The organism is Polymorphobacter multimanifer (genome assembly GCF_014205635.1).
GTDB lineage: Bacteria > Pseudomonadota > Alphaproteobacteria > Sphingomonadales > Sphingomonadaceae > Sandarakinorhabdus > Sandarakinorhabdus multimanifer.
In genome coordinates, this window is the sequence record NZ_JACIIV010000014.1 from 100,916 (window position 1) to 122,663 (window position 21,748).

The 21,748-nt window shown below is 65.9% G+C and carries 21 protein-coding genes; 11 read left to right on the forward strand and 10 right to left on the reverse strand.

Annotated elements, in window-relative coordinates:
• Positions 1–99: 99 nt before the first annotated feature.
• Complete coding sequence (locus tag FHS79_RS10930; RefSeq protein WP_184199605.1) at positions 100–291, forward strand: hypothetical protein; 192 nt, start codon at positions 100–102, stop codon at positions 289–291.
• A 5-nt stretch (positions 292–296) separates the two neighbouring features.
• Here the strand turns inward: FHS79_RS10930 and FHS79_RS10935 are convergent, their stop codons facing one another.
• Positions 297–977 (reverse strand): S24 family peptidase, encoded by a 681-nt coding sequence (locus FHS79_RS10935; protein WP_184199608.1) that lies wholly within the window; start codon positions 975–977, stop codon positions 297–299.
• 162 nt (positions 978–1,139) lie between these two features.
• Here FHS79_RS10935 and FHS79_RS10940 point away from each other — a divergent pair, with 162 nt between their 5' ends.
• The 4 genes from FHS79_RS10940 to FHS79_RS10955 all read left to right on the forward strand — a co-directional run bounded on the left by FHS79_RS10940 (position 1,140) and on the right by FHS79_RS10955 (position 6,099).
• Positions 1,140–1,361, forward strand: coding sequence for a hypothetical protein (locus FHS79_RS10940; protein WP_184199611.1), 222 nt, complete (start codon positions 1,140–1,142; stop codon positions 1,359–1,361).
• Positions 1,358–1,789, forward strand: a complete 432-nt coding sequence (locus tag FHS79_RS10945) for a hypothetical protein (RefSeq protein ID WP_184199614.1) — start codon at positions 1,358–1,360, stop codon at positions 1,787–1,789. Before FHS79_RS10940 ends, FHS79_RS10945 begins: the two co-directional genes overlap by 4 nt.
• Before the next feature lie 126 nt (positions 1,790–1,915).
• On the forward strand, positions 1,916–3,028 hold the full coding sequence (locus tag FHS79_RS10950) for an efflux RND transporter periplasmic adaptor subunit (RefSeq protein ID WP_184199617.1): 1,113 nt from the start codon (positions 1,916–1,918) through the stop codon (positions 3,026–3,028).
• The gene (locus FHS79_RS10955) at positions 3,025–6,099 is read left to right on the forward strand and encodes an efflux RND transporter permease subunit (protein WP_184199620.1); all 3,075 of its coding nucleotides are present in this window, start codon (positions 3,025–3,027) and stop codon (positions 6,097–6,099) included. The genes FHS79_RS10950 and FHS79_RS10955 overlap by 4 nt, the downstream gene beginning before the upstream one ends.
• Positions 6,100–6,114: 15 nt before the next feature.
• On the opposite strand, the gene FHS79_RS10960 is transcribed toward FHS79_RS10955, so the two are convergent.
• Complete coding sequence (locus FHS79_RS10960) at positions 6,115–6,789, reverse strand: carbonic anhydrase (RefSeq protein ID WP_243453440.1); 675 nt, start codon at positions 6,787–6,789, stop codon at positions 6,115–6,117.
• Between the two features lie 141 nt (positions 6,790–6,930).
• Between FHS79_RS10960 and metZ the strand changes: the two genes are divergently transcribed.
• From metZ to FHS79_RS10975, 3 genes are read left to right on the forward strand one after another with little or no spacing between them, the layout of a single operon-like run.
• Positions 6,931–8,139, forward strand: coding sequence for an O-succinylhomoserine sulfhydrylase (metZ, locus tag FHS79_RS10965; protein WP_184199623.1), 1,209 nt, complete (start codon positions 6,931–6,933; stop codon positions 8,137–8,139).
• 8 nt (positions 8,140–8,147) lie between these two features.
• Complete coding sequence (apaG, locus tag FHS79_RS10970; protein WP_184199684.1) at positions 8,148–8,546, forward strand: Co2+/Mg2+ efflux protein ApaG; 399 nt, start codon at positions 8,148–8,150, stop codon at positions 8,544–8,546.
• A 10-nt stretch (positions 8,547–8,556) separates the two neighbouring features.
• Entirely contained in the window at positions 8,557–9,363 is an 807-nt protein-coding gene (locus FHS79_RS10975; protein WP_184199626.1) for a LysR family transcriptional regulator, read from the forward strand.
• Here the strand turns inward: FHS79_RS10975 and FHS79_RS10980 are convergent.
• Together FHS79_RS10980 and FHS79_RS10985 are read right to left on the reverse strand one after the other, a co-directional pair.
• Positions 9,360–9,593 (reverse strand): hypothetical protein, encoded by a 234-nt coding sequence (locus FHS79_RS10980; RefSeq protein WP_184199629.1) that lies wholly within the window; start codon positions 9,591–9,593, stop codon positions 9,360–9,362. The two genes, FHS79_RS10975 and FHS79_RS10980, sit on opposite strands and share 4 nt — an antisense overlap.
• A 31-nt stretch (positions 9,594–9,624) precedes the next feature.
• On the reverse strand, positions 9,625–10,977 hold the full coding sequence (locus FHS79_RS10985) for a S8 family serine peptidase (RefSeq protein ID WP_184199632.1): 1,353 nt from the start codon (positions 10,975–10,977) through the stop codon (positions 9,625–9,627).
• A 396-nt stretch (positions 10,978–11,373) separates the two neighbouring features.
• On the opposite strand from FHS79_RS10985, the gene FHS79_RS10990 reads away from it, so the two are divergent.
• The 3 genes from FHS79_RS10990 (at position 11,374) to FHS79_RS11000 (ending at position 14,283) form a co-directional block, all read left to right on the forward strand.
• Positions 11,374–11,751, forward strand: a complete 378-nt coding sequence (locus FHS79_RS10990) for a c-type cytochrome (RefSeq protein ID WP_184199635.1) — start codon at positions 11,374–11,376, stop codon at positions 11,749–11,751.
• 160 nt (positions 11,752–11,911) lie between these two features.
• The gene (locus FHS79_RS10995) at positions 11,912–13,777 is read left to right on the forward strand and encodes an ABC-F family ATP-binding cassette domain-containing protein (protein WP_184199638.1); all 1,866 of its coding nucleotides are present in this window, start codon (positions 11,912–11,914) and stop codon (positions 13,775–13,777) included.
• A gap of 92 nt (positions 13,778–13,869) precedes the next feature.
• Positions 13,870–14,283: a glycine zipper 2TM domain-containing protein gene (locus FHS79_RS11000; RefSeq protein ID WP_184199641.1), complete on the forward strand. Its 414-nt coding sequence runs from the start codon at positions 13,870–13,872 to the stop codon at positions 14,281–14,283.
• Positions 14,284–14,341: 58 nt separating this feature from the next.
• Here the strand turns inward: FHS79_RS11000 and FHS79_RS11005 are convergent, their stop codons facing one another.
• The 6 genes from FHS79_RS11005 to FHS79_RS11030 form a co-directional block, all read right to left on the reverse strand.
• A complete protein-coding gene (locus FHS79_RS11005) occupies positions 14,342–15,166 on the reverse strand; it encodes a TorF family putative porin (protein ID WP_184199644.1) in 825 nt (274 codons plus the stop codon).
• Between the two features lie 357 nt (positions 15,167–15,523).
• Positions 15,524–16,927, reverse strand: a complete 1,404-nt coding sequence (locus tag FHS79_RS11010) for an ammonium transporter (RefSeq protein ID WP_184199648.1) — start codon at positions 16,925–16,927, stop codon at positions 15,524–15,526.
• Positions 16,928–16,946: 19 nt separating this feature from the next.
• Entirely contained in the window at positions 16,947–17,285 is a 339-nt protein-coding gene (locus FHS79_RS11015) for a P-II family nitrogen regulator (protein ID WP_184199651.1), read from the reverse strand.
• 178 nt (positions 17,286–17,463) lie between these two features.
• Positions 17,464–19,434 carry a DNA topoisomerase IV subunit B gene (gene parE, locus FHS79_RS11020; RefSeq protein WP_184199654.1) on the reverse strand — a complete coding sequence of 657 codons (1,971 nt, stop codon included), beginning with the start codon at positions 19,432–19,434 and terminating at the stop codon, positions 17,464–17,466.
• A gap of 359 nt (positions 19,435–19,793) precedes the next feature.
• Positions 19,794–21,206 (reverse strand): type I glutamate--ammonia ligase, encoded by a 1,413-nt coding sequence (gene glnA, locus FHS79_RS11025; RefSeq protein WP_184199657.1) that lies wholly within the window; start codon positions 21,204–21,206, stop codon positions 19,794–19,796.
• A gap of 104 nt (positions 21,207–21,310) precedes the next feature.
• A complete protein-coding gene (locus FHS79_RS11030) occupies positions 21,311–21,649 on the reverse strand; it encodes a P-II family nitrogen regulator (protein WP_184199660.1) in 339 nt (112 codons plus the stop codon).
• Positions 21,650–21,748 lie beyond the last annotated feature (99 nt).

The window sequence follows — 21,748 nt, forward strand, 5'->3', positions numbered from 1 at the left end:
GCATGCGCAAAGCAATGCCGTGCGCGGCAAGCGGGGGCTGCGACCAAGCGCCCGTCAATCGCGGTGGCGCCGGCGCGGCGGGCATGGCAGGAGGGCGCCATGACCACCCCCGAGCCCGCACCACCCGCCACAACGCCGCCGCCCGCCGGCGGCGGATGCCTGATCGCCGCCGGGCTGATCATCGGCCCCGTCATCGGCATGCTGCTGGGCGAGGTTTCCGCCGGGCTGGTGATCGGCGGCATCGTCGGCGTGCTGGCGGCGGTGGTGATGGCGGTGATGCAGCGGCGCTGATGCGCTCAGGATAGCCGCCGGCCAACCCACACCACCCGGCCGATCACCTGCACACCCGCCGGATCGCAATCATCCCAGCTCGGATAGGCATCATTGTCGGACCGGATGGTCAGCCGCCGGGTGGCGGGGTTGACCGACAATCGCTTCACCAGCAGCGCATCATCGGTGCGCAGGACGTAGATGCCATCGCGCAGCCGTTCGCTGTCGGCGGTATCGACCAGGATCTGGTCGCCGTCGGCCAGCGTGGGGAGCATGGAATCGCCTTGCACGGAAATCACGTTGAGGGCATCGGGGCGTGACGACGCCATCGAGCGAACCCAGCGCGCCTGAAAGGCAAGCACCGAGAGCGGCACTTCATCGCCGGCTTCGGCGCCATTGCCGGCCGAGGCGCCGACCGAGAGCTCCGGGATGAGCACATAATCCTCGGCGCGCTGCACGAGTCCGGGGCGCGGCAGCACCGCCCGGCTTCCGGCGTCTTCCGGGCCACCAAGCAACCGTTCGGCAATGCCGAAATGCGCTGCCAGCACACGCCGGTCCGCCTCGGAAAGCCGCCGCGGCACGCCGCGCTTCACGAATTGCTGGATATAGGTCCGATTGCGGCCGAGCAGGCGCGACAGCGACGCATAATCGTCACCACGCGAACCGATCAGCGCGTCCAGCCGCTTGCGGATGGCCAAGCTGTCCATATTGGGCGAAACCTCCTCTCCTGGTCCGCTTGCCGACACATGTATCATAGTTTTTTACCTAGACTAGTAGGAAATGACCGGCGATAAATCGTTAACGGCGCCGAATCGGGGGTAATCCGGCCGAGCGCTGCCATGAAGCGGGTCGGAAAGGGATATGATGCCATGCGCTTGTTGACACTCGTTGAACGCCATCTGAAAAAGCACGGGGTGCGGCCATCGCGCTTCGGCCGAGTTGCGGCAGGCGATCCGCGTTTCGTGTTCGATCTGCGCCGCGGCCGCGAGCCGCGTGCCACCACGATCACGCGCGTCGCCGGCTTCATCACGGCTGCCGACGCGCAAGCGACGAACCTTCCCGCGACCTCCATCATGGATGCCCGCCGATGAACAGCTTCGACGTTTTCCACAGCCGCGGGGCTGGGCGCGCGCCGGCAGACCGCACCAGAGGCCATGCCGCCGCCCTGCTGCGCGGCATCGCCGCTGCCGCCGGTCTCGATTCCACTGACAGGGAAAAACCGATACTGATCGTGGAAGAATTGCGAAGTCACGATTGGGCCAGCGCGACCTTCGTCGGCTTCACCCACAGCTTCAATCTGCGATTGGTCGGGCCCGCCACTGCCGTTGCTGCAGCGGTCGACGCGCTCGCCTTGCGGCTCCCTGATTGGGAGTTTCACCTTCCCGGCCACATCGTTGCAGACATCGCGGTGGCGCCTGCGGGACAGGAACGCATCGACGAGCCCGCCATCGTGGCGATCCCCGGTCCCTCCACCGTGTCTCACCCCTTGGTCGTTAATACTCTTATCATCATTGATTAACGCAACTGCGTCAATCTTCCGCAACATCCATGTCAGTTTGACGCATCTTGAGTGACACTCAAAAAACTGCTTGCTCTGGGGTTTGATCGGTTCATATTGCCCGCCGATCAAACCACGGGCGCGTCCATGATCAATCGACGGGGCATACACGACATCGGCTGGGCAGCGCCCTTACAGCGGCGCCGGGCGGTGCTTTGGCTGGCAGCAGGCCTCTGCCTGGCGGCCTGTTCCGATGATGGCGTGCCTGCTCCCGCGCCGGCGGAAGCGGTGCTGCCGGTCAGCCTTGCCACGGTGGCGCCGGCGTTCGGCGCCAACGAGCTGCGCATTTCCGGCACCGTCCGCCTCAAGCGCGAGACCGCACTCGGTTTCAATGCACCAGGACGGATCGCGGCCATTACCGTGCTCGAAGGCGAGCAGGTGCGGCAGGGCCAGGTGCTGGCGCGGCTCGATCTCACCAGCCTCGATGCCAGCACCAGCACCGCCCAGGCCGAGCTGGTGCGAGCCCAGGCCGATCATGCGCGGCTGCAGGGCCTTTTCGACAAGGGATGGGTCACCGCACCGCGCGTGGAAACGGCGCGGGCATCGCTCGATTCAGCGCGGGCGCGCCTTCGCCAGACGCGCTTCGACGAAGGCCTTGGCGTCATCCGTGCGCCCTCGTCCGGCACCGTGCTGCGGCGCCCGCTCGAGCCGGGTCAGATCGTCCAGCCGGGCCAGACCGTCCTTGTCGTTGGCGAGGCCTCGAGCGGCATGGTGCTGCGGCTGCCGGTTGCCGATGGCGATGTGGCACGGCTGCGGCTCGGCCAGCCGGCGACCGTGGTGCTGCCGGCGCTCGGCGATGCGCCGATCATCGCCACCGTTTCCGAAATCGGCGCGCGCGGCGATGATGCCACCGGCACCTTCCGGGTCGAGCTCAGCCTGCCGGCCTCGGCCAATCTGCGCTCGGGGCTCATCGGCGAGGCGCGGCTGATGCTCTCGGCGCCGCCGCAGGGCGTGGCGGGCAGTGCCGAGCGCGATCTTGCCAGCGTGCCGGCAACCGCGCTTTTCAGCGTCCGCGCCGATGAAGGCTTTGTCTATGTCCATGATGCCGCCACCGGCCGGGTGCGGCTGCGGCAGGTCGCGGTGGGTGCCGTGCGCGACAATGCGGTCATCATCACCGGCGGCCTCAAGCAGGGCGAGCACGTGGTGACCTCCGGCCCCGACCGGCTGCGCGATGGCATGCGCGTCAAGGTTGCCGCGTGAACATCATCAATTTTGCGATCGCGCGCTGGCAGATCACGCTCGTGGTCTTCGCGCTGCTGGTGGCGATCGGGCTGTCGAGCTTCTTCTCGATCCCGCGTTCGGTCGATCCGCATTTTCCGTCGCCGTTCATCATCGTCGTCGCCACCGTGCCGGGCGCCGAGCCTTCGGACATGGAAACCACCATCGCCAAGCCGATCGAGGATGTGCTGCAAGGGGTCGATGGCATCGTCAAGGTGGCCTCCACCAACACCGACAGCTCGTCGGTGATCACCGCCGAGTTCAGCTGGGACGACAACCCCGAGAAGAAATACGACGAGGTGGTGCGCGAGGTGAACGCCATCCGCGGCACCTTGCCCTCGGCGCTGCAGCGGCTCGAATTCCGGCGCAGCCGCACCACCGAGGCCGCCATCCTGCAGTTCGCCCTCGTCTCCGACACCGCCTCGTACCGGCGGCTGGAAAAGCTCGGCAAGGATCTTCGCGAGCGGATGAACCGCGTGCCGGGCGTGCGCGAGACGCGTGTCTGGGGCATTCCGCGTCCGGAAGTGACCGTGGCGCTCGATCTCGGGCGCATGGCACAGCTCGGCCTGCCCGTCACCGCCGTCACCGATGCGCTGCGCCAGGGCTCGACCGATCTACCGCCTGGCGCCGTGCACAGCGGTGACCAGCGGCTCAACGTGCAGGCCGGCGGCGCCTTCAAGTCGGTCGGGGAGATTGCCGACGAGCCGGTGCGGGCGCGTGATGGCAGCCTGATCCGCGTCAGGGATGTGGCGCAGGTCGGCTGGGGCTATGAGGAGCAGCCGCACATCGCGCGCTACAATGGCAAGCGCGCGGTGTGGGTGACACTCCAGCAGAAGGACAATCTCAACGTCCTCGATATCCGCAACGATGCGGTGGCGGCGGCCGAGGCGTTCCGCGCACAATTGCCGCCCGACGTGACGCTCGAGCTGGGCTTCGACCAGTCGCTCGACATCGGCCGCAAGCTGGCCACGCTGGCGCGCGACTTCGGCATCGCGCTGCTGCTGGTGCTCATCACGCTGCTGCCGCTGGGGCTGCGCGCCTCGCTGGTGGTCATGGTGTCGGTGCCGCTCAGCCTGGCGATCGGCGTGGCGGTGCTCAGCTTCACCGGCTTCACCCTCAACCAGCTGGCGATTTCGGGCTTCATCATCGCCCTCGGGCTGCTTGTCGACGATTCGATCGTGGTCACCGAGAACATCGCCCGCCACCTGCGCGAGGGCGAGGACCGCATGTCGGCGGCGATCTCGGGCACCCGCGAGATTGCCGTGGCGGTGCTCGGCTGCACCTTCGTGCTGCTGTTCGCCTTCCTGCCGCTGGCGTTCCTGCCCGAAGGGGCGGGCAAGTTCACTCGCTCGCTCCCCGTGGCGGTGCTCGGCACGGTGGCGGCATCGCTGCTGGTGTCGCTCACCATCGTGCCCTTTCTGGCCAGCCGCATCTTGCCGCGCACCGAGACCGAGCATGGCAACCGCTTCCTGCAGGCAGTGCAGAAGGGCATCCAGACCTTCTACGCGCCGATCCTCCACTGGTCGCTGGAGCGGCCATGGCGCGCCATGGCCATCGCCACCGGAATCGTCATCTCGGGCTTCGGGCTGGTGCCGTTCATCGGATCGAGCCTGTTCCCGCCCGCCGATGCGCCCTATTTCCTCGTCACCGTGCGTGCCCCCGAGGGTGCCGCCATCACCCAGACCGAGCGTGCCACGCGCTTTGTGGAAGCAGCGCTCAAGGACGAGCCGCTGGTGCAAACGCTGATGACCAACATCGGGCGCGGCAACCCGCAGATCTTCTACAACCAGCGCTCGTTCGACCAGCGGACCAACCTCGGCGAAGTGTTCGTCGTGCTGGAAGAGTGGGACCAATATGATGGTCCGGCCCTGGTCGAGCGGCTGCGCGCCAGGCTCGATACCAGCCCCGACGCGCAATACACCGTGAAAATCTTCCAGAACGGCCCGCCGATCGACGCGCCGATCCTGGTCCGCATCTTCGGACCCGATCTCGATGTCCTCAAGCGGCTGGCAACCGAGACCGAGGCGCTGATGCGCAAGGTGCCGGGCACCCGCGACGTCAACAATCCCATCGCCACCGATCAGCCCCGCCTCGATCTCGGGCTGGACAGTGGCAAGGCCGCCTTGCTCGGCGTTGTGCCGGGTGCCCCGCGCCGCATCCTGCGCCTCAGCCTTGCCGGCGAGGCCGCCGGACGCTTCCGCGACAATGAGGGGGACAGCTATGATGTCGTCGTCCGCCTGCCGCTCGTCACACGCCAGCCGGTGTCGATCCTCGATCAGGTTTATGTGCCCGCGGCGGGCGGCGCCATTCCGCTGCGCGAGATCGCCAGCCCGCAGCTCGATTCCGCGCCGCCGCGGATCAGCCGCGAGAGCCAGCAGCGCGTGGTGTCGCTGACAACCGAAATCGCCCCCGGATTCCTCACGGCGTCGGTGAACGATGCGGTGTTCAAGGCGATCGAGACGGTCAAGCTTCCCGAAGGCTATCGCTTCGCCGCCGGCGGCGAGGCGGAGGCGCGGTCACGCAGCTTCTCAGGGCTGGGGCCGATCATCGCGCTGGCGGTGTTCGGCATCCTCGGCGTCCTCGTCGTCGAATTCGGCCGCTTCCGCGAAGTGGCGGTGGTTGCCGGCGTCATCCCGCTCGGCATCTTCGGCGGGCTGGTGGCGCTGTTCCTCACCGGCAATTCGATCAGCTACACGGCCGTCATCGGGTTCGTGGCGCTGATCGGAATCGAGATCAAGAATTCGATCCTGCTCGTCGATTTCACCACCCAGCTTCGCGCCGCCGGCATGGCGCTGCGCCCGGCCATCGAGCGCGCCGGCGAAGTGCGATTCCTGCCCGTGCTGCTCACCAGCGTCACCGCAATCGGCGGCCTGCTGCCGCTCGCACTGTCGGGCTCGGGGCTCTACGGCCCGCTGGCCTGGGTCATCATCGGCGGTCTGGTCTCGTCGACGGTGCTCAGCCGCATCGTCACGCCGGTCATGTATCTGCTGATCGTGCGCGGCCACGAGGCCCCGACGATGGCACCGATCGACGGTGCCATCGCGATTCCCTGAGGCCGGAAACGCCGCTCAACCGTGCGCGTGCGCGGTTGTTTCCTTCAGATACTCGCCGACCTCGTCGGCATAGAGCTCGCTCACCGGCTCGAAGGCGTCGGTCTCTGCATTCAGCGCCAGCACCTCGCCGGCGCCGATATCATAGACCCAGCCATGCAGCTGCAACTCGCCCTTGGCGATGGCCACGGCGACAGTCGGATGCGTCTTGAGATGGTTGAGCTGCAGGCGGATGTTCTGCTCGAGCAGCATGACCATCCGGTCGTGCTCGTTCAGATCCTGGCCGATGGCGCCGACGATATCGACAGCGGCGCGCATATACCCGAGCCAATCCCGCACATGGGGGAGGTTATCGAGCTTGTCGAGATCCATCGCACCCTTGGCGGCGCCGCAATCGGTATGCCCGCAGATCACGATGTGCGGCACCTTGAGCGCGCCGACGGCAAACTCGATCGCAGCCGTGGTGGCGCCGGTCGAATTGCTGTGGGGAGGCACGATGTTGCCGGCGTTGCGCACCACGAACAGATCGCCCGGCAATGTTTGCGTCAGCATCCCGAGCTCGATCCGGGAATCGGAACAGGTGATGAACAACGCTTCGGGCTTCTGGCCCTTGCTCAGCATCCCGAACAGATCGACGTTCTTGGGATAAATTTCCTTCTGGAACTTCACCACGCCCGCTGCGAATTTCGACACTTCAAACTCCTTCGAATCAATAGGGATTTAATCGATGACTATGCTTTACAACCTTCCATGGCAGAGTCCGAACCCAAGCTGAACGAAAGCCGGGTCCGGGCCTGATTGCGCGCATTGGCGGGGACGGCTATCCCATCGCGGATGAAACGCACCACTGGCCAATCCCCCGCCCATACCTCGAAGTGGCGCCCCGCCACGCAGATGGTGCGCGGTGGCACGATGCGCACCGAAGTGGGCGAGACATCGGAGGCGCTCTTCCTCACCAGCGGCTATTGCTACGACAATGCCGAGGAAGCCGCCGCGCGCTTCCGCGGCGAACGACCGGGGATGACCTACAGCCGGCTGCAGAACCCCACCGTGGAGATGATGGAGCAGCGCCTCGCGTTGATCGAGGGCGCCGAATCCGCGCGGGCCACCGCCAGCGGCATGGCAGCGATGACCGCGGCCCTGCTCTGCCAGCTTTCCGCCGGCGATCATCTGGTGGCCGGCAAGGCGCTGTTCGGCTCGTGCCGCGTGCTGGTGGACAGCATCCTGCCGCGCTTCGGCATCGAGACGACCACCGTCGATGCGCGCGACACGCAAGCCTGGGCCAAGGCACGGCGCCCCAACACCAAGGCGTTCTTCCTCGAATCCCCGAGCAACCCCGGCCTCGACATCACCGACCTGCGCGCCGTCGCGGATATCGCGCACGATGCCGGCGCGCTGGTGGTGGTCGACAACGCCTTTGCCAGCCCCATCGTGCAGCGGCCGCTCGAGCACGGCGCCGATATCGTGGCCTATAGCGCCACCAAGCTGATGGACGGGCAGGGCAGGGTGCTCGCCGGCGCGGTGCTCGGCTCCGAGCAATGGATGAACGACGTCTATCTCGCCTTCGCCCGCCACACCGGCCCCAACCTCTCCCCCTTCAACGCCTGGCTGATCTTGAAGTCCTTGGAAACGCTCGACCTGCGCGTGTCGCGCGCCTGCGAGAACGCGCAGCGGGTGGCGAGCTTCCTCGAAGCCCGGGTGCCGCGGCTGCTCTACCCCGGCCTCGCCTCGCACCCCCAGCATGCGCTCGCCATGCGGCAGATGCGCAAGGGCGGCACCATCATCGCGCTGCATCTGGATGGCGGCCGCGAAGCCGCGCACGGCCTGCTCGATGCGCTCGAACTCATCGACATCTCGAACAACCTCGGCGACAGCCGGACGCTGATGACCCACCCCGCGAGCACCACCCATGCCAGCGTGAGTGCGGCCATCCAGGCCGAGATGGGCATCACCGAGGGCATGCTGCGGCTGTCGGTCGGGCTCGAGGATGCCGACGACCTGATCGACGATCTCGACCGCGCGCTCAAGGCGATCGGGCTATGAGCACGGTTATGGACCTCTTCTTCACGCACAGCGCCACCACGCACGGCATCACCGTGCGCGTGGCGCCGCGCTACCTGCCCGAACAGTCCGATCCGCATGGCCATCGCTTCGTGTGGAGCTATCATGTGCGGCTGGAAAACCATTCCAACGACATCGTGCAACTGCTGCGCCGCCACTGGTTCATCACCGATGGCGAGGGCCGGGTGAGCGAGGTGGAAGGCGAGGGCGTTGTCGGCGAGCAGCCGGTCATCCCGCCCGGCGGCAGCTTCGACTATGTTTCCGGCTGCCCGCTGCCCACCCCGCGTGGCAGCATGGCGGGGCGCTACCATATGGACGGGCCGGATGGCGGCTTCGATGTCCTCATCCCCGGCTTCGCGCTCGTCCGTCCCTCCGCCGGCACGGAATGACGATCCCCGCATGAAGCGCACCCATCTGCCCCTCAACGCGCTTCGCGTCTTCGATGCCGCCGCCCGCCACCTCAGCTTCACCCGCGCCGCCGATGAGCTGGCGGTCACCCCGGCCGCGGTCGGCCAGCAGATCCGCGCGCTCGAAGAAACGCTGGGCGTAATCCTGTTCCGCCGCCAGACACGCGGGCTGGAGCTGACCCCCGAGGCCGAGCGCGCGCTGCCTGCGCTTCGCGAAGGCTTTCGGCAATTCGAGGAATCGGTGCGGATCATGCAGCAGGGCCAGGCCTCGCACATGCTCACCATTGCCGCCCCGCGCGATCTCATTGCCAAATGGCTCGCTGCCCGGCTGGCCGTCTATGCCGCGACCGCGCCGCAACTCCGCTTCGTGCTCGCCACGATTCACGACGAGCCCGATTTCACCGAGGCCAATCTCGATCTCGCCATCCATTTCGGCGCCGAGCCGACCGCCGAGGGGGTCCATGCCCGCCCGATCGGCGACGAGACGCTAGTGCTGGTGGCACCCCCCGGCACGCCGGCGACGGCCCCGCGCATCGCCCACCCCTGCGATGCCGAGGCCAATGGCTCGATCATGGCCGATGCCGGGCTGGCCATCGATGCCGCCCTCGCCGGGCTGGGGTCCGCCCTTGTGCCCAGCCTCATCGCTGCCCGCCACCTGGCAGCGGGCGAGCTTGTGGCGCTGGCGCCGCCCGAGCCCAGCGCCCATCGCTGGTGGGTGAGCGCCCCCACCCCACAATGGCGCCAGGCCAAGGTGCGCGCGCTGGTCGAGTTCTTGCTGCAGCCCGAAGCCAGCGCCTAGCTCGGCTCGGCATCCGGCGGGCCGATATCGACCGCTATGTCGTGCTCCACCGCCGCCACGCCGTCCACCTTCTGCAGCCGGGCAATATCACCGGCGTCGCACGCGCCGGTGATGATGCCGATGGCATCGAGCATGGCCTCGATTTTCAGGCCCTTGTCGGCCAGCCGCTGCCCGACGTCGCCGGGAGCCCCTGCTTCAAGCGTGACGATAACCTTGACTGGTTCGGTCATGATCGCTCCTTCGTACCCCCGGGGGCGTGCGTCAGGGCGCCTGCACCAGCCCGCGCCCGACCCGCGAGGCAGGATAGGGCAGCGGCCGCGCCGACGCCAGCAGTCGCTGCCACAGCGCCATGCCGCGCAGGCTGCCGTTGGTTTGCGCCCAGAGCGCAGCCACCCCCGCCACATGCGGACACGCCATGCTGGTGCCGGTCTTGAAGCCATGGCGCTGCGGCCGCGGCACCGAAGACCAGACATCGCGGCCGATCGCCGAAATGTCGATCTTGCCGCGGTTGGAGAAGCTCGACGGCGCCAGGTTGCGGTCGAGCGACGCCACCGACATGATGCTCGGCGAGTTGGCCGGCGCGCCCGTGGACGATGCCGCATTGCCGGCGGCGGCAATGATCAGGCACCCGCGCGCCAGAGCGGCGGCCCCGGCTGCCACATAGCCGAACTGCACGCCGGTCTGCGCGCCGAGCGACATCGAGATCACCGCGCAATTGTTGGCGATCGCCCAGTTCATGCCGGCCAGGATGCCGCCGGTCGAGCCGGTGCCCGAGTTGCTCAGCACCTTGCCCACGAAGATGGTGCTGCGGTGGGCAATGCCGTAGCGCGGGGTGTTTCCCGGCGGGGCGAGCGGGCCACAGGCGGTGCCGATGCAATGGGTGCCATGGCTGTGCAGGTCCTGCACCGGCTGGCCGACGAAGCTCCGGCTCACCATCGCCCGCCCGGCGAATTCGGGGTGGCCGAGGTCCATGCCCGTGTCGAGCACCGCGACGCGGATGCCGAGCCCGGAGCGGCTGCTCTGCGGCACGCGCGACGCGATGAGGCCGGGCGTGGCGCCGAGCACCAGCGCGCCGCCCTCCTCATCCTCCTCGTCGACCGGCGCACCAAGGCCGCGCAGATCGGCCTCGATGGTCTGGGCGGCGCGCAGGAAGCCGCGCAGATATTCGCCGGCATCGCCCTCGGAAAAGGCGAAATACTCGGGCTCGATCACGCTGATCGGGCTGTCCGAAGCAAGCGACTTCGCCCCGGCCGAGCCCAGGCTGCGTTCGGACGCGGCATTGCCGGAAATCACCGCCACGCCGATCTCGGGCAGCAGCAGCGCATCGGCATCGCCGAGCGCGTCCATCGCCACTGCACCATCCTCGAAATCGCGCGCATCGGCGGTGCGCATCCCCATGTTGGCGAGGGCGCCATCATCGGCCGCACCTTCCTTGTAGGTGACGATCATCCGCCCTGTGGTGAGTGTCTCGTCGGTGGCGCTTATCTCCTCGCCCGTGCCACCACCTTCGGCCTCGGCGCGTTCGAGCGCCGCCAGCAGCATTGCATCGACATCGGCGCCCAGCGCGCCCAGCCCGCTATCGCCACCATCATCACGTGTCGGTTTCCGTGCCATGTCTTCCTCCCAAGGAATATGTTGATTGAACAGTAGAGATCGGTCGCGCCGGGGCACTTTCCCCGGCTCGTTGCAACAACAGTTGTCCCTTCACGGCGAATGCCGTGCCTGGATCTGATTATGTGTGCGGCCCCATTGGCGGATCAGTCATGCAATGCTGATTCGATACCGCAAATATACCGTGAACAGGCAAATAAATTGCTAATTACTGTTCGGCAGCGACCCGGAATTGTTGGTCATGTCGATTGGCTGCTGTCGACTGCCTGGCTCACCGCTTCCGCCACCGCCGGCCTGCGGCACCATGGCAAGGCCGCCACTCTGCAAGCCCCTAATTGCACATTCATAATCGAACCGGTATTGCGGCGTTTCCACCAGCCTTTTTCAGCAGGATGACCCATGAACCACTCGATGCTCTTCGCTGCCGCTGCCCTTCTGGCTGCAGCCCCCGCCGCAGCCCAGATGCCGAAGGGCGATGCCGCCGCCGGCGAAAAGGTGTTCAACCAGTGCAAGGCCTGCCATGTCACGACCAAGGGCGTGAACCGCGTCGGCCCGTCGCTGCACGCCGTGGTCGGCCGCAAGTCGGGCTCGATCACCGGCTACAAGTACAGCGCCGCCAACCAGAAGAGCAACGTGACGTGGGATGAAGCCACGCTGTTCAAGTATCTGGAAGCCCCGATGAAGTTCATGCCGGGCACCAAGATGGCCTTTGCCGGTCTCAAGAAGCCCGAGGATCGCGCGAACGTGATCGCGTATCTGAAGACGCAGAACAAGTGAAGCACGGCGCGGATTTAGCGTGAGCTAAATCCCGACTCGTGCGAACGCGGCCAGCGAGGCGGCCAGCCTTGCTGGCCGAACTCGTCTGACGTCGGCCCCGGCTTTGCCGGGGCTCTTTTTTTATCCTGCCACCCGCACAGAATCCTGCTATCCGCCCCCCATGCTGACTATCAACAACATCACCGTCCGCCTCGGCGGCCGCACCATCCTTGATGGCGCCTCGGCCACGCTGCCGCCGCGCGGCCGCATCGGCTTCATCGGCCGCAACGGCGCCGGCAAATCGACGCTGATGAAGGTGATCGCCAAACAGCTCGAGCCCGACAGCGGCAGCATCGACATGCCCAAGGCGGCGCGCATGGGCTATGTGGCGCAGGAGGCCCCCGCCGGCAGCACCACGCCGTTCGAGACCGTGCTCGCCGCCGATGTCGAACGTGCCGCCCTCATGATCGAGGAAGAGACTTCGCATCCCGAGCCGCACCGGCTGGCGGAGATCCATGAGCGGTTGATCGCCATCGATGCCTATACCGCCCCCGCGCGCGCGTCGCGCATCCTCGTCGGGCTCGGTTTCGACGAAGCCGCCCAGCATCGCCCGCTCGACAGCTATTCGGGCGGCTGGCGGATGCGCGTGGCGCTGGCAGCCCTGCTGTTCAGCCAGCCCGATCTGCTGCTGCTCGACGAGCCGTCGAACCACCTCGATCTCGAAGCGACGATGTGGCTGGAGAATTTCCTCAAGTCCTACCGTGCCACCATCGTCGTCATCAGCCATGAGCGCGACCTGCTCAACAATGTCGTCGACAATATCCTGCATCTCGAGGGCGGCAAGATCACCCTCTATCCCGGCGGCTATGACGATTTCGAGCGCCAGCGCGCCGAGCGCCTCTCGCAGCTGGCCAGCGCCCGCGAAGCGCAGGCCGCGCAGCGCGCCAAGCTGCAGGACTATATCGCCCGCAATTCCGCCCGCGCCAGCACCGCCAAGCAGGCGCAGAGCCGGCAGAAGGCGCTGGCGAAGATGCAGCCGATCGCCGAGGCCGTCACCGATCCAAGCCTGGTGTTCAACTTCCCGTCGCCGCCTGCCCTCAAGCCGCCGCTGGTGCAGCTCGATCATGCCGCGGTCGGCTATGACGGCAAGGCGATCCTCGAACAGATCGACCTGCGGCTCGATCCCGATGACCGGCTGGCGCTGCTGGGCCGCAACGGCAACGGCAAGACGACGCTGGCGCGGCTGCTCTCGGGCCAACTGCCGGCGATGGCGGGCAGCAAGCACGCGCCGGGCAAGCTGCGCGTCGGCTATTTCACCCAATATCAGGTCGAGGAACTCGACAGCGACGACACCCCGCTCGAGCACATGAGCCGGCTGATGCGCGGAGCCAACCCTTCCCAGGTGCGTGCCCAGCTCGGCCGCTTCGGTTTTTCCGGTGCCATGGCCGAGCAGAAGGTCGGCAAGATGTCGGGCGGTGAAAAGGCGCGGCTGGCGCTGGCGCTCATCACCCGCGACGCCCCGCACCTGCTGATCCTCGATGAGCCCACCAACCACCTCGATGTCGATACCCGCGAGGCGCTTGTGCAGGCTCTCAACGATTACAATGGCGCGGTGGTGGTGGTGAGCCATGATCGCCACATGATCGAGGCGAGTGCGGATCGGCTGGTGCTGGTCGATGCCGGGCGTGCGCGCGAGTTTGCCGGCAGCCTCGATGATTACACCGATTCGATCCTCGGGCGCGCAGGCGGTGGCGACGGCAAGCCCAAGGGCAACAAGAAGGACGATCGCAAGGCCGCCGCTGCCGCGCGCGAAGCCACCGCCGGCCTGCGCAAGGCCGCCAGGACCGCCGAAGCCGAAGTGGCGAAGCTTGCCGCACGCCGCGGCGAGATCGACCGCGCGCTGTTCGACCCGAAAACCTGCATCGTTGCCGACATGGGCCGCACCGCATCGGACCTGATGCAGGAGCGTGGCCGGGTGGAATCGGCGCTGGCGGCGGCGGAAACCGCCTGGCTCGAAGCCAATGAGAAGATCGAAGCGGCAGGCTGAACGCCGGCCAACGGCATGTTCAGCTTTCCGTTAGCCGTCTTGCGGCACGGTCCTTTAGTCGGCCTCTCCTGGCCGCGAGAAAGGATCAGATCATGGCAGGCAAATTCCTCGTCGGCGCCCTTGTTGCCAGCTTCGCGCTGACCACGATGTCCACCGCTGCAGTCGCCCACGACCGCGACGACCGCTATTATGGCCGCGATGGTTATTACACCCAGGTCGATGATCGCCGCTTCAACGACCGTCGCTTCGACGACCGCCGCTTCAACAACCGCCGTGTCGACAGTCGCCGCTATGATGATCGCCGCTGGAACAACAATGCGCGCGGCCAGAACCGTTGCTACGATGAAGGCAAGGGCGGCACCGTGATCGGCGCCATCGCCGGCGGCCTTCTCGGCAACCAGGTCGCCGGACGCAATGATGGCCTGCTCGGCGCTGTGCTCGGCGGCGGTGTCGGCGCCCTCGCAGGCCGTGCCATCGACAAGTCGGACGGCCGCCCCTGCCGCTGACGTCGACCAGGGCTGATATCGTCGGCCGGGGTTCGCCAGAAGCCCGGCCCTTCGTTTGTCAGAAGGCCGCGCCGATCGAGAACAGCACGCGGCTGCCCGAGATCGTCGAGCCATCCTTGGTCGACGAGAAATTGGGCTGCAGCCGCACATATTCGGGGCTCGAGGTGTTGATGTCGGTGTCGGTATAGGCCACGCCGAGCGTCACCGGCCCCAGCGCAACATCGATCCCGAGCAGCCAGTCGACATACTTCCCGGTGGGCGCCACGCTGGTGCCGTTGGGCCCCAGCCCGGGGTTGCCGTCCGAATAGCCGATATGCGCCTTCAAGGTGATCGGCGTCTCCGGAATTCCGGTCGAGGCATCGCCCCAGAGGTAGAGATTGTCCTCCTTGTCGCCGATCCGGCTTTGCGGCGTGTTCGACCAGTTGCCGAGCGACCGCTGCCCCGGCGCATAGGCGATGCCGGCGAGCAGGTTGACCGGCCCGGCGGTGCCGCCGAGCTTCATATAGGGCTCGAAGAAGGTCGTCGTCGCCGCACCACCCGGATACATGTACATGGTGATCCCGGTATCGAGCGCGCCGGCGCCGACTGGCACCTTGAAGCCGGCGAACAGGTCGAGCTCGAGGTTGGGGCCGCCGAAGGTGCCCCAGCCCGACAGGTTCGAGGCCCAGAAGCCACCATATAGCCCCGACTCATGCGTGCCCGTCAGCCCGCCCTGCACGGCAAAGCCCTTGTCGGTCTGGGAAACACCGCGGAACCGATAGTCTGAAACCAGCGCCACCGCGCCGCTGACGACGAACGGCTTGGTTTCCGCCTCCTGTGCCAGCGAGGGTGACGCCGCGGCCAGGGCCGCAAGAACGCAAACGCTGAAAAGTGCATGTCGCATGAGACAGTCCCTCCTTGAGGTTGAAGTCCCTCTCCCCCTGCATCACGCCCCCTGGCCCAAAGTACCGGGAGAACTCTTTGCAGATCCGAAAGAGTAAACTTGGGTTATTTTCTTGAACAGCGGCGAAAACGCCAAGCAAAAGCAAATTCACGCAAATATTGCTGAATTACCATGCAGAAAACGGGACAATAAATGTCGATCGGAAACTGGCAAAGCAGTTTCCTGTGCTGAAAAGCCAGGTTCGATACTGTTGTCTGTCAGCTCTCGGTATTCATGTCGTCGAGAGTCATTTGCGGCCTGAAGTCCCGCCAGCAGCTGCTCGGGGGCCTGCCCTGCGGCAGGCCCCGTCGCATGTCGTCAGTCGTTGTAGGCGCGTTCGCCATGCTCGCCGATGTCGAGGCCTTCGCGCTCGATCTCGGGGGCCACGCGCAGGCCGGTCAGCGCCTTGGCAACATAGATCGCAATCGCCGTGCCCACCGCTGCCCAGACGATGGTGGTGCCCACCGCAAGGACCTGGGTGACAAGTTGCGCACCAATGTCGAAATCGTCGCCGCCGGGCCCGCCGAGGCTCGGTGCATAGACGATGCCGGTGCCGATCGCGCCGACGATGCCGCCCACGCCGTGGATGCCGAAGGCATCGAGCGAGTCGTCATAGCCGAGCTTGGGCTTCACCACCGCCACGAACAGGTAGCAGACGATTGCCGCCACCGCTCCCAGCACCAGCGCACCGAATGGCCCGCTGTTGCCGGCCGCCGGAGTCACCGCCACGAGGCCGGCGATGATGCCCGACGCCAGCCCGAGCGCCGAAGGCTTGTGGCCGAGGGCGCGCTCGGTGAGCATCCAGGTCAGCGCCGCAGCCGCGGTGGCAACGAAGGTGTTGATCATCGCCAGTGCTGCCGAGCCATTGGCTTCGAGCGCCGAACCGGCGTTGAAGCCGAACCAGCCCACCCACAGCAGGCCGGTGCCGACCAGCGTGAGCGTGAGCGAATGCGGTGCCATCGAGTCCTTCTGGTAGCCGATGCGCTTGCCGAGGATGATCGCCGCCACCAGCGCCGACACACCGGCATTGATGTGCACCACAGTGCCACCGGCAAAATCGAGCGCCCCCATTTCGAAGAACAACCCGCCGGCCGCCCACACCATGTGCGCGATCGGGAAATACACCAGGGTCAGCCACACCAGCGTGAACGCCATCACCGCCGAGAACTTGATGCGCTCGACAACGGCGCCCAGCACCAGCGACACGGTGATCGCCGCAAAGGTCATCTGGAAGGCCACGAACACATATTCGGGGATCACGACCCCATCGGTGAAGGTCGCCGCGACCGAATCAGGGGTGATTCCGGCAAGGAACATCTTGTCGAAATTGGAGATGAAGGGCTTCAGCCCCTCCGAGGCATCCGGACCAAAGGCCATGGTATAGCCGTAGATCACCCAGATCAGCATCGCGAAGCAGGTGGCGGCGCCGATCTGCGTTATCGTCGAAAGCATGTTCTTGGAGCGCGTCAGGCCGCCGTAGAAAAGTTGCAGACCCGGCAGGATCATCAGCAGCACCAGCACCGTTGCCACCATCATGAAGCCGGTGTCGCCCTTGTCGGGCACCAGGTCGGCCGCAGGCGTTTCCGCTGCAACTTCAGTCGTGGTCGAAAGCTCGGCAACCACAACGGCGGCGGGTGCCGCATCCTGCGCCATCACGGGCGCCGCCATCAGCAATGCCACTCCCGGCACCGCCATTCCGAATCGCTTCTTGTCGATTGTCATAGGTCCCCCTGCATTCATGTCAGAGTGCGGCTTCATTGGTCTCGCCGGTGCGAATGCGCACGGCCTGGCCAATGTCAGCAACGAAAATCTTGCCATCGCCGATGGCGCCGGTGCTTGCGGCGGTCTGGATCGTCTCGATGACCTTGGCCACCTCGGCATCGTCCACCACGATCTCGATCTTGATCTTGGGCACCATGTTCGTCGTGTATTCGGCACCGCGGTAAATTTCGGTCTGCCCCTTCTGCCGGCCGAACCCCTTGACCTCGCTCACCGTCATCCCCTGCACCCCGGCAGCAGAAAGCGCCTCCCGAACCTCATCGAGCTTGAAAGGCTTGATCACTGCAATGACTAGTTTCATGCCCCCTCCTCACGCGACAAACCGCGTCCAGAAACACCTGCAAGAACCGTGCCAGCAACGGCAATGAATGTTGCGAAAGCGTTACACTTCCTGCCCTCGGGCGCCGTGCGCGATTACTGTGCAAATGGCAGGCAAGATGCCAAAATTTGTGCAGTGCAAAATCCCTTGCTGCGCCGCGTCAGGCGTCGAGCGCCTCGGCGTCCACCGCCTCGGCGCGGGACTGGATGAAGGCAAAGCGATGCTCGGGGTTTCGCCCCATCAATCGCTCGACAAGGTCGGCCACCGCCGCCTTGCCATCGGCATCCTCGGGCAGTTGCACGCGCAGCAGCGTGCGCTTCGCCGGGTCCATCGTGGTTTCCTTCAGCTGCCCCGGCGCCATCTCGCCCAGCCCCTTGAAGCGGCTCACCTCCACCTTGGTCCGCCCGGCGAAGGTCGTCCGCATCAGCTCCTCGCGGTGGCCATCGTCGCGCGCATAGGCCACCATGCCGCCAGCGGCGAGCCGGTAGAGCGGCGGCAGCGCCAGGTACAGCTTCCCGTCGCGCACCAGCCCGCGCATCTCCTGGAAGAAGAAGGTCATCAGCAGCGTCGCGATGTGCGCGCCGTCAACGTCAGCGTCGGTCATGATGATGATCCGCTCATAGCGCAGCGCCTCGGGCGCATAGCGCTCGCGGGTGCCGCAGCCGAGCGCCTGGATCAGATCCGCCACTTCGCTGTTGGCACCGATCTTGGCGGCATTGGCACTCGCCACATTGAGGATCTTGCCACGGATCGGCAGGATCGCCTGGGTCATCCGGTCGCGCGCCTGCTTCGCCGAGCCGCCGGCGCTGTCGCCCTCGACGATGAACAGCTCGGTGCCCGCCGGGTCCGCGCGCGCGCAATCGGTGAGCTTGCCGGGCAGCCGCAAATTTCGCTTGCTCGTCACCGTCTTGCGCTTCACCGCCAGCTCGGCCCGCCGGCGGAGCCGGTCTTCCATCCGCTCGGTCACGAAGCCGAGCAGCGCGCGCCCGCGCTCGCCCGATCCGGTCAGCCAATGGTCGAAATGGTCGCGAATGGCGTTCTCCACCAGCCTTGTGGCGTCGGGCGAGGTCAGCCGGTCCTTGGTCTGGCTCTGGAACTGCGGATCGCGGATGAACAGCGACAGCATGATCTCGGCGCCCGAAAACACATCCTCGCCGGCGAGCTCGGCCGCCTTCTTGTTGCCTGTCAGCGTCGCAAAGCCGCGCAAGCCCCGCAACAGGGCGGCGCGCAGGCCCGCCTCGTGCGTGCCGCCATCGGGGGTGGGGATGGTGTTGCAATAGAAGCTCGCCGAGCCTTCGCCGTAGTGCGGCCAGGCGCACGCCCATTCCACGGCACCTTTCCCGTCGGGGAGGTCGGTGCGGCCAGAAAAGGCTTCCGGCGTCACCAGCTCGCGGCCTTCGAGCCGCTCCTTCAGATGGTCCGCCAGCCCGCCGGGGAAGTGGAACACCGCCGTCTCGGGCGTCTCGCCATCGAGCACCGCGGTCTTCCAGCGGATTTCCACGCCGCCGAACAGATAGGCCTTGGAGCGCGCCAGCTTGAACAGCCGCGCCGGCTTGAGCTTGGCGTCGGCGCCAAAAATCTCGGCATCGGGGTGGAATTTCACGCTGGTGCCGCGGCGGTTGGCCACCGGCCCCAGCCGCTCCACCGGCCCCAGCGCCAGCCCGCGGCTGAAACGCTGCCGATAGAGTTCGCGGCCGCGCGCCACCTCGACCACCAGCGCATCCGACAGCGCATTGACCACCGAAATGCCCACCCCGTGCAACCCGCCCGACGTGGCATAGGCCTTGCCGCCGAACTTGCCGCCCGAATGCAGCATCGTCATGATCACTTCGAGCGCCGACTTGTCGGGAAAGCGCGGGTGCGGATCGATGGGGATGCCGCGGCCATTGTCGATGATCGTCAGGCTGCCATCGGCCTCGAGGCTCATCTCGATCCGGCTGGCATGGCCCGCCACCGCCTCGTCCATCGCATTGTCGAGAATCTCGGCGGCCAGATGGTGGAGCGCACGCTCGTCGGTGCCGCCGATATACATGCCCGGCCGCCGCCGCACCGGCTCGAGCCCTTCGAGAACCTCGATGTGGCTGGCGTCATAATCGGTGCTGGTGGCAGTGGCGGCGAAGAGATCACTCATGGTGCCGGTGTAGCGCGGGGCAGGGGTTCGGAACAGGGGGATGGAACAAGCGGCGAACAAGAAATTTGGCGTTAAGTCATTTTTTGCATTGCAACATGCGATGTTGCAGCGCAATATAATCAGGCCATTTTGGCGATCCTCCCCAAGGATAGACTGGGCCGGAACCAAGGTTCCGGCCCTTTTTTTATGCCCCTCGCGCGCAGAGCGGAGGATGTGTCGGGGCGTGCAACAGAAAGAAAAAAGCCCCGGCAAAGCCGGGGCCGTCGGACGGGTTCGGGTGGCTTCGGGCCACCCGCCCCGCCGGCCGGGCTTGCGCGAGTCGAGGCGGAACGTGCGTTCCGCCTCCGCCGCGCCGCGCCTTACATGCTGTAGTACATATCGAATTCCACCGGCGCCGGGGTCATCTCCCAACGCTGCACTTCCTCCATCTTCAGCTCGATATAGCTGTCGATCTGGTCGTCGGTGAACACGCCGCCCTTGGTGAACACCGCCCGGCTCTTGTCGAGTGCCGACAGCGCTTCACGCAGCGATGCGCACACCGTCGGGACCTTCTTCAGCTCGCGCGGCGGCAGGTCATAGAGGTTCTTGTCCATCGGGCCGCCGGGATGGATCTTGTTCTCGATCCCGTCCAGGCCCGCCATCAGCAGCGCGGTGTAGCAAAGATAGGGGTTGGCCATCGCATCGGGGAATCGCACTTCGACGCGCTTGGACTTGGCGCCCGTGCCATAGGGAATGCGGCACGAAGCCGAGCGGTTGCGGCTCGAATAGGCGAGCAGCACCGGCGCCTCGAAGCCCGGCACCAGCCGCTTGTAGCTGTTGGTGCTGGGATTGGTGAAGGCGTTGCACGCCTTGGCGTGCTTGATGATTCCGCCGATGAAGTAGAGCGCCATTTCGGAAAGGCCGGCATAGCCGTCGCCGGCGAAAAGCGGCGTCTTGCCGTTCCAGATCGAAAGGTGGGTGTGCATCCCCGAGCCATTGTCGTCCTTGATCGGCTTGGGCATGAAGGTCGCGGTCTTGCCATAGGCATGCGCCACCTGGTGCACGACGTACTTGTACACCTGCATCCGGTCGGCGGTCGTCACCAGCGTGCCATAGGTCAGGCCCAGCTCGTGCTGGGCGCTGGCGACTTCATGGTGATGCTTGTCGCAAGGCAGGCCCATTTCGAGCATGGTCGAAACCATCTCGCCGCGCAGGTCGACAGCCGAATCGATCGGCGCGCAGGGGAAATAGCCGCCCTTGGCGCGCGGCCGATGGCCCATGTTGCCGGTTTCATATTCGCGGCCCGAGTTGGTCGGCAGCTCGATATCGTCGAGGTGGAAGAAGCCCTCGTTGTAGCCGAGCCCGAAGCGCACATCGTCGAACACGAAAAACTCGGCTTCCGGCCCGATATAGATGGTGTCACCGATACCGGTCGCCTTGAGATAGGCTTCGCCGCGCTTGGCGGTCGAGCGCGGGTCGCGACCATAGAGCTGGCCGGTCGAAGGCTCGACGATATCGCAAACCAGGATCAGCATCGGCGTCGCCGAAAACGGGTCAATATACACGGCATCGAGGTCGGGCATCAGGATCATGTCGCTTTCGTTGATCGCCTTCCAGCCGGCAATCGACGAGCCATCGAACATGAAGCCGTCGGTGAGCATGTCGTCGTCGATCACGCTCGAAACCATCGTCAAATGCTGCCACTTGCCCTTGGGATCGGTGAAACGCAGATCGACCCACTCGATGTCCTTGTCCTTGATCATCGACAGGATCTCGGCAACTTTCTTGGCCATGGTCTTCAGTCCCCTCAGCTTCGGCAGCAACCCTGCAGCCGATGTTCAAAACCCCTGCTGCACCGCAACATCAGATAACTGATGCGCAGCCCAGCGCTTGTCAATCAGAGCGCGTCGGAATCGCGCTCGCCGGTGCGGATGCGGATGGCGGCCTCGATGGTCGACACGAAAATCTTGCCATCACCGATCCGCCCGGTGCGCGCGGCATTGGCAATCGCCTCCACAACGCGCTCGGCCTGGTCATCGTCCACCACCACTTCAAGGCGCACCTTGGGCAGGAAATCGACGACATATTCAGCACCGCGATAAAGCTCGGTATGCCCCTTCTGCCGGCCGAAGCCCTTGGCCTCGGTCACCGTGATTCCCGAAACCCCGACATCGTGCAGGGCTTCCTTCACCTCATCAAGCTTGAACGGCTTGATCACGGCTTCGATCTTCTTCACGCAGGTAACCGGGGCAGATTGCCGGGCGTTAGGCAGCAGCGAGCCTGACGAGGCTGGGCAGACTGGGGATGCTCGACGCCCCTGGGACAGCGAAGCGGT

Bases quoted from the DNA above. Each gene is read 5' to 3' on its own strand.
- FHS79_RS10930 (WP_184199605.1), top strand. From the start codon at position 100: ATGACCACCCCCGAGCCCGCACCACCCGCCACAACGCCGCCGCCCGCC.
- FHS79_RS10935 (WP_184199608.1), bottom strand. From the start codon at position 977: ATGGACAGCTTGGCCATCCGCAAGCGGCTGGACGCGCTGATCGGTTCG.
- FHS79_RS10940 (WP_184199611.1), top strand. From the start codon at position 1,140: ATGCGCTTGTTGACACTCGTTGAACGCCATCTGAAAAAGCACGGGGTG.
- FHS79_RS10945 (WP_184199614.1), top strand. From the start codon at position 1,358: ATGAACAGCTTCGACGTTTTCCACAGCCGCGGGGCTGGGCGCGCGCCG.
- FHS79_RS10950 (WP_184199617.1), top strand. From the start codon at position 1,916: ATGATCAATCGACGGGGCATACACGACATCGGCTGGGCAGCGCCCTTA.
- metZ (WP_184199623.1), top strand. From the start codon at position 6,931: ATGAAACGCACCACTGGCCAATCCCCCGCCCATACCTCGAAGTGGCGC.
- apaG (WP_184199684.1), top strand. From the start codon at position 8,148: ATGGACCTCTTCTTCACGCACAGCGCCACCACGCACGGCATCACCGTG.
- FHS79_RS10975 (WP_184199626.1), top strand. From the start codon at position 8,557: ATGAAGCGCACCCATCTGCCCCTCAACGCGCTTCGCGTCTTCGATGCC.
- FHS79_RS10980 (WP_184199629.1), bottom strand. From the start codon at position 9,593: ATGACCGAACCAGTCAAGGTTATCGTCACGCTTGAAGCAGGGGCTCCC.
- FHS79_RS10985 (WP_184199632.1), bottom strand. From the start codon at position 10,977: ATGGCACGGAAACCGACACGTGATGATGGTGGCGATAGCGGGCTGGGC.
- FHS79_RS10990 (WP_184199635.1), top strand. From the start codon at position 11,374: ATGAACCACTCGATGCTCTTCGCTGCCGCTGCCCTTCTGGCTGCAGCC.
- FHS79_RS10995 (WP_184199638.1), top strand. From the start codon at position 11,912: ATGCTGACTATCAACAACATCACCGTCCGCCTCGGCGGCCGCACCATC.
- FHS79_RS11000 (WP_184199641.1), top strand. From the start codon at position 13,870: ATGGCAGGCAAATTCCTCGTCGGCGCCCTTGTTGCCAGCTTCGCGCTG.
- FHS79_RS11005 (WP_184199644.1), bottom strand. From the start codon at position 15,166: ATGCGACATGCACTTTTCAGCGTTTGCGTTCTTGCGGCCCTGGCCGCG.
- FHS79_RS11010 (WP_184199648.1), bottom strand. From the start codon at position 16,927: ATGACAATCGACAAGAAGCGATTCGGAATGGCGGTGCCGGGAGTGGCA.
- FHS79_RS11015 (WP_184199651.1), bottom strand. From the start codon at position 17,285: ATGAAACTAGTCATTGCAGTGATCAAGCCTTTCAAGCTCGATGAGGTT.
- parE (WP_184199654.1), bottom strand. From the start codon at position 19,434: ATGAGTGATCTCTTCGCCGCCACTGCCACCAGCACCGATTATGACGCC.
- glnA (WP_184199657.1), bottom strand. From the start codon at position 21,206: ATGGCCAAGAAAGTTGCCGAGATCCTGTCGATGATCAAGGACAAGGAC.